Source organism: Dinoroseobacter sp. PD6, from assembly GCF_028807315.1.
GTDB classification, from domain to species: Bacteria; Pseudomonadota; Alphaproteobacteria; order Rhodobacterales; family Rhodobacteraceae; genus Dinoroseobacter; species Dinoroseobacter shibae.
Genome location: NZ_JARAMN010000003.1, coordinates 300,584 through 316,101 on the forward strand (window position 1 = coordinate 300,584; position 15,518 = coordinate 316,101).

Genomic DNA, 15,518 nt, shown 5'->3' on the forward strand with positions numbered 1-15,518 from the left:
TTTTGCAATCGTATGCATTTTGGCTTGAGGCACCGCGCCAAAACCTTATCCTGAGGTCAACACCGCAGTTCTGGAGGGGATATGGCCGAGTATCTGAAGCGAGGAAAATCCGAAACCGAGCGCGCCGAGGACGACGCGCGCACGCAGGCGACCGTGACGGGCATCCTGCAAGACATCTCGGCCCGGGGGGATGCCGCCGTGCGGGATCTGAGTGAGAAGTTCGACGGTTATACGCCACAGGCCTTCCGGCTGTCGCCCTCCGAAATCGAAGCCGCGATGCAGAAGGTCACCATCCGCGAGATGGACGATATCCGGTTCGCCCAGGATCAAATCCGCAACTTCGCGCAAGTCCAGCGCGCCAGCATGACCGATGTGGAGGTTGAAACCATTCCCGGTGTGATCCTGGGCCACAAGAACATCCCCGTGAATTCCGTGGGGTGTTATGTGCCCGGGGGCAAGTTCCCCATGGTGGCCAGCGCCCATATGTCGGTGATCACCGCCAAGGTGGCTGGGGTGAAGCGCGTGGTCGCCTCCGCACCTCCCGTGAACGGCGCGCCGCACCCGGCCATCGTGGCGGCCATGCATGAGGGCGGGGCGGACGAGATCCTCGTGCTCGGCGGGGTGCAGGCCGTCGGCGCCATGGCCCTCGGAACCGAGAGCATTGCGCCCGTGGACATGCTCGTGGGGCCGGGCAATGCCTTTGTCGCCGAAGCCAAGCGGCAGCTTTTCGGGCGCGTGGGAATTGATCTGTTTGCCGGGCCGACCGAGACATGCGTGATCGCCGACGACACCGTGGATGGGGAAATGGTGGCGACCGACCTGCTTGGCCAGGCGGAGCATGGCTACAACTCTCCTGCCGTTCTGATCACCTGCTCGCGTAAACTGGCCGAGGATACGCTCTCCGAGATTGACCGCCTTCTGGCCATCCTGCCCACCGCCGAGACTGCGCGTGTCAGCTGGGAAGACTACGGCGAGGTGATCCTTTGTACCGACTATGACGAGATGCTGCGCGTCGCGGACGACGTTGCGTCGGAACATGTGCAGGTCATGACGGACCGGGATGACTGGTTCCTCGATAACATGACCAACTATGGCGCGCTCTTCCTCGGTCCGCGCACCAACGTGGCCAATGGCGACAAGGTGATCGGCACCAATCATACCCTGCCGACGAAGAAGGCCGGGCGGTATACCGGGGGGCTTTGGGTCGGCAAGTTCCTCAAGACCCATAGCTACCAGAAGGTGATGACCGACGAGGCGGCGACGCTCGTGGGCGAGTATGGCTCGCGGTTGTGCATGCTGGAAGGCTTCGTCGGTCATGCGGAACAATGCAATGTCAGGGTGCGCCGCTACGGCGGGATCAACGTGCCCTATGGCGAGGGCGCGCCCTACCGTGACGCCGCCGAATAGGGCCGACGCGCCGGGGGCAGCCCGGGCGCTGCTCGCGCCGCTTCGGGCGGCGCTTTACCATGATCTGGGCGGGGCTGCCGGGTCCGGGACTACCGTGTTCGCCCCGCAGGCACGCATCCGCCTGTGTCACCCATTCGGCGATGTCACCGGCTGGCAGGGGCTTTGGCAAACCGCGCTCGGCCCTTTGGCCTCTGCCATGCCTGATGGCGAGCGGCGCGACCAGATCGTCCTCGCCGGACAGGACCATGACAGCGCGCTCTGGCTCGGCTGTGCGGGGCTCTATCTCGGGACGTTCATCGCTCCGTTTCTGGGTATCCCTCCGACCCGGCGCGTGGTCCACATGCGCTATCACGAGTTTTTCCGCATTGCGGAGGGGCAGGTGGTCGAGATGCAGGCGGTCTGGGACCTGCCGGAGATGATGATGCAAGCCGGGGTCTGGCCGCTCTCGCCCAGCCTCGGGCGGGAATGGTGCGTACCGAGCCCCGCTCCGGGCGACGGGCTCGGGCCTCACACGGGCGACGGAGCGCAGGCGTGCGCCCATGTCGTCGCCATGCTCGCTGCGATGATCCGCCACCCGCAAGAAGGCGGCCCGGAAGTGATGGAGTTGGACCGTTTCTGGCACCCCAGGATGATGTGGTACGGCCCGGCCGGTATCGGCACCGGGCGCGGGATCGACGGGTTTCGCCGTCACCACCAGATCCCGTTTCTCAAGGCAATGCCCGACCGGGGCCAGCAGCCGGAAAAGACAACCTCCCATTTCTTTGCCGAGGGCGCCTATGTGGGCGTGACCGGCTGGCCGAACATGGCCCAGACCCTGACCGGGGACGGCTGGCTCGGCATTGCGCCTGCCGGGCAGGAGGTCACCTTGCGCTCGCTGGATTTCTGGCGGCTGGAGGAAGGGCTGATCCGCGAAAACTGGGTGCTCGTGGATCTTCTGGATCTTTATGCGCAGATCGGTGTGGATGTGCTCGCGCGCATGGCCGAACTGCGCGATTGAGCGGAGTAATCGGATGCGCAAACCTCGCAGCTACACCGCCCTCGAGGATTTGGGCCGGATCAGACTTAGCAGATATTTTGCCTTTCGAGACTTTCTTGGCTCGGAAATTGGCAATTTCCATCAAATATCCAGTATTCCTGATGATCCCGACCTTGCGGTCAAGGCCGGGCAGGCGCTGGCGGAAAACCTGCTCGATCCACTGGTCGAAACCTTCGGGCCGATCGACATCCGCTCCGCTTATCGCGCGCCGAACCTGAACCATTTCGGGGCGACGCAGGTCAAGCCGCAGAAATGCGCCGCCAACCCCAAGAATTACGCTGGTCATATCTGGGACCGGCGCGACGTGACGGGGCGGATGGGCGCCTGTGCGTCCGTCTCGATCCCGTGGTTCGCGCGGCGCTATGCCGAGGGGCGGGATTGGCGCGACCTGGCCTGGTGGCTCTGGGATCACCTCGACTTTCACGAGGTCTATTTTTTCCCCAACACCGCCGCTTTCAACCTGACCTGGCGGGAGGCCCCGCGCAAACGCATCCTGTCGTACATCCGTCCAAAGGGGCTTCTGGCGTCGCCGGACCACCCTTCGCCGCGTGATCGGGCTGCGCACTACGCGGACTTCCCCGCTTTTCGGGGCATCGAATATCCGCGTTGACCCCTCGACAGGCTGGCGGGCGCAGGGTAGCACTTGGGACTGCATAGGAATGCAAGCTCAGGTGGTCCCATGTTGCCCCGCACCCCTTCGTTTCGGCTGGACGGCCAGCGCGCCCTCGTCACGGGGGCATCGCGGGGCATCGGACTGGGGTGCGCTGTCGCTCTGGCCGAGGCCGGGGCCCATGTGGTGATGGCCGCGCGTGGACAGGCCGAGTTGGACGCCGCTGCCACGGAGATGCGCGCCGAGGGCTGGTCGGTGGAAACCGCCGTACTGGACATCGCGGACCTGGACGCGCAGGCCGAATTCTTCGGCGCACAGGCGCCCTTCGATTGCCTTGTGAATTCGGCAGGGCTGGCGCGCCATTCTCCGGCACTCGATACTCGCCCCGAGGATTTCGACGCGGTGATGTCTGTCAACCTCCGTGCAGCCTATTTCCTCGCCACCAACGCGGCCCGGACCATGCCCGACGGCGGCAGCATCGTGCAGATCAGCAGCCAGATGGGCCATGTGGGCGGGCTGGACCGCGCGGTCTACTGCGCCTCCAAGCACGGCGTCGAAGGCATGACCAAGGCCATGGCGCAGGAATTCGGCCCCCGCGGCATCCGCGTCAACAGTCTGTGTCCGACCTTCATTCGCACACCGCTGACCGAGGCGACCTTTGCCGACCCCGAAAAGCGCGCCTGGATCATGGGCAAGATCAAGCTGCCCCGCGTCGCCGAGATCGAGGACATCATGGGCGCGGTCGTGTTCCTGTGCTCCCCGGCCAGCGCGATGGTGACGGGAACCGGCCTTCTGGTCGATGGCGGCTGGACCAGCGGCTGAGGATGGCGCGGGACCGGGTCACATCGCTGGACGTCGCGCGGGTTGCGGGGGTCAGCCAGTCCGCGGTCAGCCGGGTCTTCACCCCCGGTGCATCCGTCTCGCCCAAAACCGCCAAGAAGGTCCGCGCCGCCGCCGAGGAGCTGGGCTACCGCCCGAACGTGCTTGCGCGGTCGCTCATCACGGGCCAGTCAAAGATCATCGGGCTGGTGGTCGCCTATCTCGACAACCAGTTCTACCCGGACGCGCTGGAACGCCTGTCCATGGCGCTGCAGGATCGTGGCTATCACATCCTCGTTTTCATGGCCTCCGGCACGGGCGCGCAGGTGGACCGGGTGATTGGCGAACTGCTGGATTACCAGGTCGACGGTATCATCACCGCTTCGGTCGGCATGTCGGACGAGTTGACCAAACGCTGCAACTCCGCCGGCATCCCCGTGGTGATGTTCAACCGCGGCCAGGATGATGCGCGCCTGTCTTCCGTCACCTCGGACAACTTCACCGGCGCGCGCGAGATCGCCCGCTTTCTCGCAGCGGGCGGGCACGAACGCATCGCCCATATCACCGGCTGGACCGGGTCGAGCACCGGACGCGACCGAAAGGCCGGGTTCCTCGCAGGGCTCGAGGATGCAGGCCTCGCCGCTCACGGTATCGTCGACGGGCACTACCGGCGGGCGGAGGCGCAAGCGGCTGCGCACGCGCTCTTTGCAGGCGCGGCACCACCGGACGCGATCTTCGTCGGCAATGACCACATGGCGTTTGCCGTGATGGACACCGTGCGCGGGGAGCTGGGCGTCAGGATCCCCGAGGATGTGTCCATCGTGGGCTACGATGATGTGCCGCTGGCGGATTGGGGCGCGTACCGGCTGACCACATGGCGGCAACCTTCGAACCGCATGGTGGCCGCGACAGTCGAGCTGCTGCTGGGGTTGATCGACGATGCGGACCGCGCGCCCGAAAAACTGGAAATCGCAGGGCGGCTGATCGTGCGCGACAGCGCGCGGGTGCCCGCGGATTGGAGTGAAAATGCAAGGGTTTGACCCGAAATTCCGGGATTTTCCCGACTACATCATCGGCATCACCAAGGAGATCTGGGAAGATCGCGGCATCGCGACCCTCCATCACTATTACGCGCCGGATATCGTCGTGCGGTCCCCGGCCTCGGTCGTTATCGGCAACCAGGGCGTGATCGCGGCCACCATGGCGACACTGGCGGAGTTTCCCGACCGCACCCTGCTGGGCGAGGATGTGATCTGGTCCGGAACGCCCGAGGAGGGGATGCTCAGCTCCCATCGCCTGTTGAGCACCGCCACCCATCTGGGCGACGGTGTTTACGGGGCGGCCACGGGAAAGCCGCTGGTCTACCGGATCATCGCGGACTGCCACGCGCGCAACAACCAGATCGATGACGAATGGCTGATCCGGGATCAGGGTGCTATCGTGCGCCAGATGGGGTGGGAGCCGAAAGCCTTCGCCGCCGATCAGATCGCGCGCGAAGGTGGTCCCGAGGTCTGTGTCAAACCCCTGACACCCGCGACCGACCGGGTGGGGCCCTACACGGGTCGCGGCAATGACAATGAATGGGGCGCGCGCTATGCCGATCTGCTCACGCGGATCATGGGCGCGGATATGGCCGCCATTCCAGAGGGTTATGACCGGGCCTGCCAGTTGGAGCATCCCGGGGGCCGCACCGGGCATTCCTTCGGCGCGGCGGATCGGTTCTGGATGGGGCTGCGGGCGTCCTTTCCGTCGGCCGAGTTCCGGATCGAGCACCAGATCGGGCGCGAGGACCCCCAGATGCCGCCGCGCGCGGCCCTGCGCTGGTCGCTCCACGGGCGTCACGATGGATGGGGCGCGTTCGGTCCCCCCACCGGGGCAGAGGTCTACATCCTGGGGCTCAGCCATGCGGAGTTCGGCAGCCTTGGTGCCACCGCACCGCGCTTGCGCCGGGAATACGTGATCTATGACGAGACGGCGATCTGGAAGCAGATCCTGCTCGCGACCGGATGACGGGCGTGGGGCGATATCAGCTCGTTCTGGCCTGCCGTGGCGCGAGGCCTGGTCTGTGGGTCTCCCCGCCAAGGAGCCTTCCGTGACGTTCCCTTCAATTTCGTCCAGTCTCGCAGCTGCCGTGCTCACTTTGACCGGTACCGCGGTTTGCGCCGAGACCTGGAACTTGCGCAGCCATGATGACGGGTCCTTCTTCCTGCACAGCATGAGCGGCCCTGCGGGAAGCTTCGCTCTTGAATGCGGGGAAAAATCGGTGCGCGGCCTGTCACCGTTGCAGACGGGCAATACCACACCGCGGGTCACCCGCGCCGACGCGCTCCGGATCGGTTTCGGCAGCGCAACCTTGGGTCTGCCGCGATCCGAGGGCAGCCGCAGCGACGTGATGCTGGTGGTCGGCAGGGCGGGCTTCCAGTTGCCGGAGTTGATCTGGGATGAGCTTGACGGCTCCTGGGGGGCGGAGCTGTCGGCCACCGATCCCGCTTTCACCGAGATCGCGCAGGCGGAGGTATTCGGCATCTATACGGCGTCTGACGCGCAGATGCGGACGCTCTCGGCCGTCGGTTTCGGTTCGGTTCATGCCCGGCTGCTCCAGAGTTGCGCGGCGGGCTTTGCGGCCATCGGTCAGCCTTGGGTTGTCGGCTTGCCGGAGCCGGCAGCCCCTTGGCAGGCCAATGGAACGGAGGCGCGTGCCCGCACGGCCCTGACCGAAGGCTGCAATGGGGCGTTCGATCTGGAACCATCTGCGCTCCTGCGCGGCCAGATCGACGGGGACGGGATCGAGGATGTGGTGCTGGACTGGGGAAGCGTGACCTGCCGCTCCGGTCCGGCGCGCCCGTTCTGTGGCGCCGCCATGTGTTCGGTGGATGTGTTCCTGAGCGCCCGGAGCGGAGCGCCCGAGACCCTGTTGGCGCTCGGGGTGCGGCTGCAACCGCTGTCGAACGGGCTACAAGGGGTTGCGACGGGCGGGTCACTCGCCATGTGCCAGGACCGCGGCGGCGGATCGTGTGAATTCCTGTGGTACTGGACCGGCACCGGTCTGGAGGAGCTGCGCTAGCCGCACCTGACCACCACCGAAGCGATACCGGACTACACCTTGAGGGAGAGACAGATGACAGCCATTCGCACAACCCATGTGGGGAGCTTGCCGCGCAGTCAGGAGGTCGTCGATTTCATCTTCGCCCGCGAGCAGGGCGCAGAATATGACACCGATGCCTTCGCGGCGGCGATGACGCGGGGATGTGAGGAAACCGTCGCCAAGCAGGTCAAGGCAGGGATCGACGTGGTCAGCGATGGCGAGACCTCGAAGATCAGCTATGCCACCTATGTCAAGGACCGCTACACGGGCTTTGCCGGGGACAGCAAGCGCAACGCCCCCGCGGATCTCAAGATGTTCCCGGCCTTTCTCGAACGGCTCAAGGACGAAGGCGGCACGCCCACCTATGCCCGGCCCATGTGCGTGGGCGAAGTGCGTTCCAAGGGGCAGGGGGAGCTGCAGACCGACATCGCCAACCTCAAGGCCGCGATGGCGGCCCATGGCACATCCGAGGGCTTCATGAATGCCGCCTCGCCCGGGGTCATCTCCCTGTTTCTGCAAAACGATTTTTATCCCACCCGGGACGCGTATCTTGCCGCGCTGGCCGACGCCATGGCCGAGGAATACCGCACCATCGTGGAGGCGGGGCTCTACCTGCAGCTTGACTGCCCGGACCTCGCGCTGTCGCGGCACATGCTTTTCAACGACTTGACCGATGATGAGTTCATCAAGATCGCCGGCGCCCATGTGGAGGCGCTGAACCACGCGCTTGCGGGGATCGATCCGGACCGGGTACGGGTGCATATCTGCTGGGGCAATTACGAGGGACCCCATGTCTGCGACATCGACATGGACAAGGTCTTCGGCACGCTCATGGGGGTGTCGGCGCAGCAGCTTCTGTTCGAGACCTCCAACCCCCGCCATGCCCACGAATGGACGGTATTCCGGGACCGCAAGGCCGAGATCCCGGAGGACAAGATCCTCGTGCCCGGGGTCATCGACAGCACCACGAATTTCGTCGAACACCCGGAACTCGTCGCCCAGCGGATCGAACGCTTTGCCGGGATCGTCGGTGCGGACCGGGTGATCGCGGGATCGGATTGCGGCTTCGGGACCTTCGCCGGGTTCGGCGCGGTGGATCCGGACATCGCTTATGCCAAGCTCGCCGCCCTCAGTGATGGGGCGCGCCGAGCCTCCGCACGGTTGGGCTGACGCCTGGGTCCGAACACGAAAACGCCGCCCGGCGAGATCTGCGGGGCGGCGTTTTTCATTTCGGCTCCAAGGCGGCGAGCCGCAGGACGGGTCAGCTCGCGGCTCTCCCGGCATTCTTGTTCGCGGCTGTGGGCGCGACGTCGCTGTTGGCGTCGATGAATTCCAGCACCAAAGGACGGATGTTGTTCCGCCAGGACCGTCCCGCGAAGATCCCGTAATGGCCCGCACCCGGCTCCAGGTGGCTTGCCTTTTTCGACTGCGGCAGGCCGGTGCAGAGGTCCAACGCGGCGACACATTGGCCAGGGGCCGAGATGTCGTCGTCCATCCCCTCGACGGTTTTCACCGCGACGGTCGTGATCTTGCCGATATCCACATGCACGCCATTGACCACGAATTCATTCTTCGCGATTTCGCGGTTCTTGAAGATCCGCTCCACGGTCGAAAGGTAGAATTCCGCAGTCATGTCCATTACGGCGAGATATTCGTCGTAGAACCGGTTATGCGCGTCGTGATCGGCGGCTTCTCCCTTGGCGGCCCGCACAACTTGGTCCGTGAAGGCCTTGGAGTGGCGCTCGGCATTCATCGACATGAAGGACGCCAGTTGCAGCAGCCCGGGATAGACCATCCGACCCACACCCGCGTATTTGAACCCGACCCGTTGCAGCATGGTCTGCTCCAACTGGCCCATGGTCACGCGATTGCCGAAATCGGTCACCTCGGTCGGGGTGGCGTCCGGATCGATCGGCCCGCCGATCAGCGTCAGCGACCGCGGCTGTGCGTCCGGCTCTTCGGCGGCGAGATAGGCCGTCGCGGCCAATGTCAGCGGCGCGGGCTGGCAGACCGCGATGACATGGGTCTCCGGCCCCATCTCCTTCATGAAATCCACGAGGTAGAGGGTATAATCCTCCACGTCGAACTTGCCTTGAGACACGGGGATGTCGCGCGCGTTGTGCCAATCGGTGATGTAGACTTCGCAATCGGGCAGCAGGCTCAGCACGGTGGAGCGCAACAGGGTCGCGTAATGCCCGGACATCGGCGCCACGAGCAGAACCTTGCGGCGTTTCTTCGGCCGACCGAGCACGTTGAACCGGATCAGGTCACCGAAGGGGCGGGCGACCACGATCTCCGTCTCGACCAGGTGATCGCGCCCATCCTCGGCCACGACGGAGCGGATGCCCCAGTCGGGTTTCGTGACCATGCGCGCAAAGGTGCGTTCCGTGACCTCACCCCAGCCTGCCAGTACCTTGAAAAAGGGGTTCGGAACCATGCCGGTCACCGGGTACGATGCCATGGCCTTCGCGGTCGCCCCCAGCCATTCATTGGTGTTTCGCGCGCTTTCCATAAGATCGTAGGTCACGAGGTACTTCACGACGTCTCCTTAACTTCCGGTCGCCCGGATCAATTCGTCGCTTTGCCCCCCCGTGCAGGCGACGATACTGTCAGGTTGCGGAACATACGGGGAAAGCGGTGGTATGACAACTGAGTCGGGCGGGCGGGAAGTCGCAGGATTAGAAATGGGTGAAAATCTCGAAAAACTGAATGCGAATGTTGCGAAAATGGAAGAGCTGTCGCAACGATTGGTCCGGGCCATCTCTCAGCGGGAGGCGCATGACCAGGGCCTTCAGGGGCCTGGAACCGACGTCTACATGAAGGCCGCGAGCGCTTATGTGGCCGAGGTGCTCAACAATCCGGCCAAGCTGATGGAGCACCAGGTCCAGTACTGGGGCAAGACGCTCAAGCATGTGGTCGAAGCGCAACAAATGCTGGCCAAGGGGCAGCTGAAGGCGCCCCGTGACGAACATGCGGGCGATCGCCGCTTCAAGAACCCGCTTTGGGATACCCACCCGTATTTCAACTTCGTCAAGCAACAATACCTGATTTCCGCGGAATCGATCGAGAAGGCGGTGGCCGATCTCGACAACCTGGAGCCCAACGACAAGAAGCGGGTGGAGTTCTTTTCCAAGCAGATCGTCGATCTGTTCTCGCCTGCGAATTTCCTGTCCACCAATCCCGATGCGCTCGAGAAGGCGGTGGAAACCAACGGGGAGTCCCTGGTGCGCGGGCTGGAGAATCTGGTGCGCGACATCGAATCCCATCAGGGCGAGCACCTCGTCACCCTGTCGGATCCGTCCGCCTTCACCGTGGGCGAAAACCTCGCCACGACGGAAGGCTCGGTCGTCTATCGCAACCGGATGATGGAATTGATCCAGTATGCGCCCAAGACCGAGACCGTCTGCAAGACGCCGCTGATCCTGTTCCCGCCCTGGATCAACAAGTTCTACATCCTCGACCTGAAGCCCAAGAACTCCCTGATCAACTGGATCGTCGAGCAGGGCTATACGCTTTTCGTGGTCAGCTGGGTCAACCCGGACGAAACCTATGCCGATGTCAGCCTCGATACCTATGTCGAGGAAGGCTACATGACCGCCATCGAGGAAGTGAAGAAGATCACCGGCGAGAAACAGGTCAATGCCGTGGGTTACTGCATCGCGGGCACGACTCTGACCTCGGTTCTGGCGCTGATGAACAAGCGCGGCGACAAGTCGGTACGCTCGGCGACCTTCTTCACCACCATGACCGATTTCGAGGATGCAGGCGAGATGGCCGTGTTCCTCGATGACGATTTTGTCGACGGGATCGAACGCGAGGTCGCGAGCAAGGGCTACCTGCATTCGTTCTTCATGTCGCGGACCTTCTCTTACCTGCGGGCGAACGACCTGGTCTACGGCCCCGCGATCCGCAGCTACATGATGGGCGAGGCGCCGCCCGCCTTCGACCTTCTGCATTGGAACGGGGACAGCACGAACCTGCCCGGCAAGATGGTGGTGCAGTACCTGCGTGACCTGTGCCAGGGCAACAAGCTGGCCAAGGGCGAGTTCGAGCTGTGCGGCGAGGTGCTGTCGCTCAAGGACATGAAGACACCGGCCATGGCCATCGCTTGCGAGACCGACCACATCGCCCATTGGAAAGGCAGCTTCAACGGCTTCAAGCAGTTCGGCAGTCGCGACAAGACTTTCATCGTGTCCGAATCCGGGCATATCGCCGGCATCGTCAATCCGCCGAGCAAGATGAAATACGGCCACTATACCAATGACGGCCCGATGGAAGATCCCGAGACCTGGCTGGCCTCGGCCGAGTATCACGAGGGCTCCTGGTGGCCGCGCTGGTCGGAATGGCTCAAGCGCCGCTCCGGGGCGCAGGTCCCGGCCCGGCAACCGGGCGATGCGACTCACCCAGCCCTCGCTGCGGCGCCAGGTGAATACGTCGTTGCGCGCGTAGATGGTTGATATCAAAGGAAATAAAAAATACTGCAGCGCAGCAATTTAAACTTGAATTGCTGCGCTGCAGCGTCTATATCATTGGTCAGACGCACGAAACACCCGGCGGTCGGGTGCAAGCGCCCAGGAGATAGACCAATGGCTAAAGCCGAAGATTTCACCAAGTACATGTCCGACTTCATGGCATCGTTCCCGATGGACACCTCCGCCATGACCGACGCATTCAAGAATTCCGCCGCTCTGAGCGAGAAGCTGTCGAAAGTGGCTCTGGAAGCTGCCGACAAATCCACCGAGATCTCCACCAAGTGGACCAAAGAAACGATCTCGAAGCTGGGTGATGTCACTGCCGCCAAGACCGAGCCGACCGACTACACCAAGGCGATGACCGACTTCGCTTCCGCACAGGCTGAGATGGCTTCCGAGAACATGGCGGCCTTCGCTGAAGTCGCCAAGAAGGTTCAGATGGAAACCGTCGAGCTGATGCTGGCTGCCGGCAAGGAAGTTCAGGAAGAGACCACTGCCGCCGTCAAGAAGGCGACCGCAGAGGCCACGACCGCTGCCAAGAAAGTTGCTGCTGCGAAGTAAGCACGACCAACAGAACACCAACCTCCTCCCAATCTGGTGTTCCGTTAGAGAGGGTGGGCTTCATGCTCACCCTCTTTTTTTGCCCATGCAGCGGGTGGGGCATAATGCTGCATCGCAGAATTTGTCTTTGGTTCAGAGCATAGCCTCCCTTAGACTGACCCTATCGCAATGCCCACGTCAGAAGGGCCGCATCCAAGGACACAGACCATGGCAAACAATGACGACTTCACGAAGTACATCACCGACATGCTCAGCGCGTACAAGATGGACAACTCCACCATGACCGATGCGTTCAAGAACAGTGCCGAGTTGGCCGACCGGATGTCCCAGGTGGCCCTCGAAGCAGCAGAGCGCGCCAACGATGTCTCGGCCCAATGGGCCAAAGACACTCTGTCGAAGATGGGCGATGTCTCGGCCTCCAAGGACGCGCCGGCAGACTATACCAAGGCGATGTCCGATTTCGCAGCCGCGCAGGCAGAGATGTCCGCCGAAATGATGTCCGCCTATGCGGAGATCGCCAAGAAGGTGCAGATGGAAACCGTCGAATTGCTGATGTCCGCCACACAGGACATGCAGGCCAACGTGAGCGCGGCCCAGCCCGGCGCCAAGAAGGCCGCACCGCGCAAGCGCAAGTAACACCGCACCCTCCTGTGCCCCGGCTATGCGTTCGGGCGGGCCCTGTGCCCGCCCATTTTCATGCGCGGGTTTCTCTTTCTTTTTCTGCACACGTGCCCTAAAGTTTTCTGCACCGCCAAAACAAGGAGGGGGTTGTGGCAGAAACCGGAAAACCGTTGTTGATCAAACGGTACGCGAGCCGACGTCTCTACAACACGGAAACGAGTGACTATGTCACGCTGGAGGATATCGCGAAGTTCATTCGCGAAGGCCGCGAGGTGCAGATCGTCGATCTTAAGAGCGGCGACAACCTCACCCGTCAATATCTCCTTCAAATCATTGCAGAACATGAGAGTCGTGGCGAGAATGTCCTGCCGATCTCGGTGTTGACCGACCTGGTGCGGAGCTATGCGGGGCAATCCACCTCCGTGGTGCCCCAGTTCCTTGCGGCGTCCTTCGAGATGCTGCGCGACAGTCAGGAGAAGATGATCAACAACCTCGGGGGCATGCCCAATCCCATGGTCGCCGTGCCGGGTTTCGAGCAGATGCAGAAACAGCAGAAAGCGTTTCTCGAAACAATGATGGGCGGGTGGACACCTTCCAGCACCATGCCGACCGAGGAGGCGAGCGAAAAGCCCGAGGACTCCACAGCCGATATCGACGATATAAAGCGGCAATTGGCCGACCTGCAGAAGAAGCTTTCCGGACTGAACTAGGCATGATCCGAAAGTGGTCCGGCCGCCGCGCCGTGCCCGCGCGGGATGGTGTCGACCTTGGCGCATAGTGGCAAATTCACGCTTTGGGGTGTCGAGGTGTTCCTCGCCACCGCGGAGGAACGTGCGATCTCTGCGGCAGCACGCCGTCTGGGCGTGAGTATCTCGGCGGTCTCACAGCAGCTCACGAACCTCGAGGCCGCACTGGGAGTGGACCTTCTGGACCGTTCCGCGCGGCCCATGGCCCTGACACCGGCGGGGCGGCTGTTCCGTGCCCGGGCCCAGGCCATTCTCAACGAGGCCGAGCTCGCCCGGATGGAACTGGCCCGCACCGGCAGAGGGGCGGTGCCCCGAATCCGGCTGGGGGTGATCGAGGATTTCGATGCCACCGTGACCCCGGGTGTCCTGCTCGACCTGGTCGCGCAGTTGCCGCGCAGCCGCATCCGCCTCGAAAGCGGCGCGAGCCATCGGTTGCTCGACCTGCTGGACAGTCGCGGGCTGGATATGGTCGTCGCCACCGAAGTGGCCGCGCCGCCCCCCTGGATGGATGTGCATACGATCCTGCGCGACCCTTTCGTGCGGGTGCTACCGAAATCCGCAGGGCCGCAGATCGAGTACATCAAGTACACCAGCCGCCATGTCATGGGCCAACAGATCGAGGCGCATCTCGCCCGCCACGGTCAGCCGTCCGATGCCCGGTTCGAACTCGACAGCTACGCGGCGATCCTCGCGATGGTGGCGGAGGGGCGCGGCTGGACCATCCTGACCCCGCTCGGGGTCGCCTCGGCGCAGCGCTTCCTCGGGCAGGTCGATCTGGAACCCCTCGACACCCCGCCGCTGGCCCGCACCATTTCCGTCATGGCGCGGCAGGATGTCCTGCTCGACATGCCGGAACGCGTGGCCGAGACCCTGCGCGCGCGCGTCGCCGCGGCGGTGGTCGATCCGCTGCTGGCGCGCTGGACCTGGTTGCGGGGCCAGCTCGAGATGCTCTAGGCGCTCAGCCGCTGGGGCTCCTTCACCGCGAAAATCCCCTCCCGCAGGATCGCAATGATCGTGTTAAGCTCGTCCGGGGTCAGTCGTGCGGGCAGGCGCAGATCGCAGGCCCGCATCAGCATCTCGCGCGTCTTGGGCAACTCCGGCTGATCCCGCAGGAACTGCCAGTTCCAATAGGCCCGTGCATTGTCGGCGCTCATCCCGAACACCTGCACCGACAGGCCATGGGTCTGCGTCGCCGCGCAGAACGCCCGGACCTCTGCGTCGCTCAAACCCACAAGGTTGAACTGGATCGAATCCGGCGCGCGGGCTTCTCCGGGCAGGGGGCTGGGCACCTGCATCCAGGGCAGCGCGTTCAGGGCGGCGGCGACATAGTCGTGATTGGCGCGCCCGTCCCGCACCCGGCGCGGGATTTCCGCCAATTGCGACCGGATGATCGCCGCCGAAATGTTGCTCAAACGCGTGTTGTAAAGCGGCAGCTGGTTCTGCCACCGCGCGCAGGCCGAGCCGATGCCCGGGTGTTTCTTCCACGCATGCTCATAGGCGCCGGACATGATGATCGCCCGCGCGGCCAGATCCGCATCGTCGGTGATCAGGATCCCCCCTTCGCCCGCATTCACCAGCTTGTAGGACTGGAACGAGAAACAGCCGATCCGCCCGATCGTTCCGATCTTGCGCCCCTTCCACACCGTGCCCAGGGAATGGGCCGCGTCCTCGATCACGGGGATGCCGCGCGCATCGGCCAGCGCCATGATCGCGTCCATGTCCGATGTGTGCCCGCGCATATGACTGATCAGGATACAGGCGATGTCTTCGGTCAGCTTGGCCGCGAAATCCTCCAGGTCGATCCGGTAATCGGCGCCCACCTCGACCAGCACCGATGTGCAGTCCGCATGCACCACCGCCGAGGGCACCGCGGCGAAGGTGAAGGCCGGGATCAGCACCTTGGCCCCGCGCGGCAGGTCCAGCGCCTTCAAAGACAGGAACAGCGCCGCCGAACAGGACGCCACCGCCACGGCATAACGGCTTCCCATCATCTCGGAGAATTCCTGTTCCAGCAGCGAGACAGGCGCATTCTCCGGCGCAGTATAGCGGAACAGATCACCCGATTGCAGCAACCCGTCGATCTCGGCACGGGCCGCGGCAGGGATCGGTTCGGCATCATAGGTGTTCGGGGCGATAAGGGTCATATTGCGCCTTTCCTGAA

15 protein-coding genes are annotated in these 15,518 nt (G+C 63.7%); 13 read left to right on the plus strand and 2 right to left on the minus strand.

Annotation, left to right across the window (positions count from 1 at the left end; all coding sequences use genetic code 11):
- The first annotated feature begins 81 nt into the window (after positions 1-81).
- The 8 genes from hisD to PVW48_RS07160 all read left to right on the plus strand — a co-directional run bounded on the left by hisD (position 82) and on the right by PVW48_RS07160 (position 8,127).
- Entirely contained in the window at positions 82-1,407 is a 1,326-nt protein-coding gene (hisD, locus tag PVW48_RS07125; RefSeq protein WP_274580846.1) for a histidinol dehydrogenase, read from the plus strand.
- On the plus strand, positions 1,370-2,404 hold the full coding sequence (locus tag PVW48_RS07130) for an ester cyclase (RefSeq protein ID WP_274580847.1): 1,035 nt from the start codon (positions 1,370-1,372) through the stop codon (positions 2,402-2,404). Before hisD ends, PVW48_RS07130 begins: the two co-directional genes overlap by 38 nt.
- A gap of 13 nt (positions 2,405-2,417) precedes the next feature.
- Complete coding sequence (locus PVW48_RS07135) at positions 2,418-3,053, plus strand: hypothetical protein (RefSeq protein ID WP_012178907.1); 636 nt, start codon at positions 2,418-2,420, stop codon at positions 3,051-3,053.
- 69 nt (positions 3,054-3,122) lie between these two features.
- Positions 3,123-3,875: an SDR family NAD(P)-dependent oxidoreductase gene (locus PVW48_RS07140; protein ID WP_012178906.1), complete on the plus strand. Its 753-nt coding sequence runs from the start codon at positions 3,123-3,125 to the stop codon at positions 3,873-3,875.
- A gap of 2 nt (positions 3,876-3,877) precedes the next feature.
- Complete coding sequence (locus PVW48_RS07145; protein ID WP_012178905.1) at positions 3,878-4,912, plus strand: LacI family DNA-binding transcriptional regulator; 1,035 nt, start codon at positions 3,878-3,880, stop codon at positions 4,910-4,912.
- Entirely contained in the window at positions 4,899-5,882 is a 984-nt protein-coding gene (locus PVW48_RS07150; protein WP_274580848.1) for a nuclear transport factor 2 family protein, read from the plus strand. Before PVW48_RS07145 ends, PVW48_RS07150 begins: the two co-directional genes overlap by 14 nt.
- A gap of 82 nt (positions 5,883-5,964) precedes the next feature.
- The gene (locus PVW48_RS07155; protein WP_274580849.1) at positions 5,965-6,936 is read left to right on the plus strand and encodes a hypothetical protein; all 972 of its coding nucleotides are present in this window, start codon (positions 5,965-5,967) and stop codon (positions 6,934-6,936) included.
- A gap of 54 nt (positions 6,937-6,990) precedes the next feature.
- The gene (locus PVW48_RS07160; RefSeq protein WP_274580850.1) at positions 6,991-8,127 is read left to right on the plus strand and encodes a cobalamin-independent methionine synthase II family protein; all 1,137 of its coding nucleotides are present in this window, start codon (positions 6,991-6,993) and stop codon (positions 8,125-8,127) included.
- 91 nt (positions 8,128-8,218) lie between these two features.
- Here the strand turns inward: PVW48_RS07160 and phaZ are convergent, their stop codons facing one another.
- Positions 8,219-9,496, minus strand: coding sequence for a polyhydroxyalkanoate depolymerase (phaZ, locus tag PVW48_RS07165; protein ID WP_274580851.1), 1,278 nt, complete (start codon positions 9,494-9,496; stop codon positions 8,219-8,221).
- Positions 9,497-9,599: 103 nt separating this feature from the next.
- Between phaZ and PVW48_RS07170 the strand changes: the two genes are divergently transcribed.
- The 5 genes from PVW48_RS07170 (at position 9,600) to PVW48_RS07190 (ending at position 14,311) form a co-directional block, all read left to right on the plus strand.
- Entirely contained in the window at positions 9,600-11,414 is a 1,815-nt protein-coding gene (locus tag PVW48_RS07170; protein WP_012178900.1) for a PHA/PHB synthase family protein, read from the plus strand.
- Positions 11,415-11,543: 129 nt separating this feature from the next.
- Positions 11,544-11,990 carry a phasin family protein gene (locus PVW48_RS07175; protein ID WP_012178899.1) on the plus strand — a complete coding sequence of 149 codons (447 nt, stop codon included), beginning with the start codon at positions 11,544-11,546 and terminating at the stop codon, positions 11,988-11,990.
- A gap of 207 nt (positions 11,991-12,197) precedes the next feature.
- Positions 12,198-12,626 (plus strand): hypothetical protein, encoded by a 429-nt coding sequence (locus tag PVW48_RS07180; RefSeq protein WP_012178898.1) that lies wholly within the window; start codon positions 12,198-12,200, stop codon positions 12,624-12,626.
- A gap of 134 nt (positions 12,627-12,760) precedes the next feature.
- On the plus strand, positions 12,761-13,321 hold the full coding sequence (gene phaR / locus PVW48_RS07185; RefSeq protein WP_012178897.1) for a polyhydroxyalkanoate synthesis repressor PhaR: 561 nt from the start codon (positions 12,761-12,763) through the stop codon (positions 13,319-13,321).
- Between the two features lie 48 nt (positions 13,322-13,369).
- The gene (locus PVW48_RS07190; RefSeq protein ID WP_338020469.1) at positions 13,370-14,311 is read left to right on the plus strand and encodes a LysR family transcriptional regulator; all 942 of its coding nucleotides are present in this window, start codon (positions 13,370-13,372) and stop codon (positions 14,309-14,311) included.
- Here PVW48_RS07190 and PVW48_RS07195 read toward each other — a convergent pair.
- Complete coding sequence (locus PVW48_RS07195; RefSeq protein WP_274580853.1) at positions 14,308-15,501, minus strand: DegT/DnrJ/EryC1/StrS family aminotransferase; 1,194 nt, start codon at positions 15,499-15,501, stop codon at positions 14,308-14,310. The two genes, PVW48_RS07190 and PVW48_RS07195, sit on opposite strands and share 4 nt — an antisense overlap.
- Positions 15,502-15,518 lie beyond the last annotated feature (17 nt).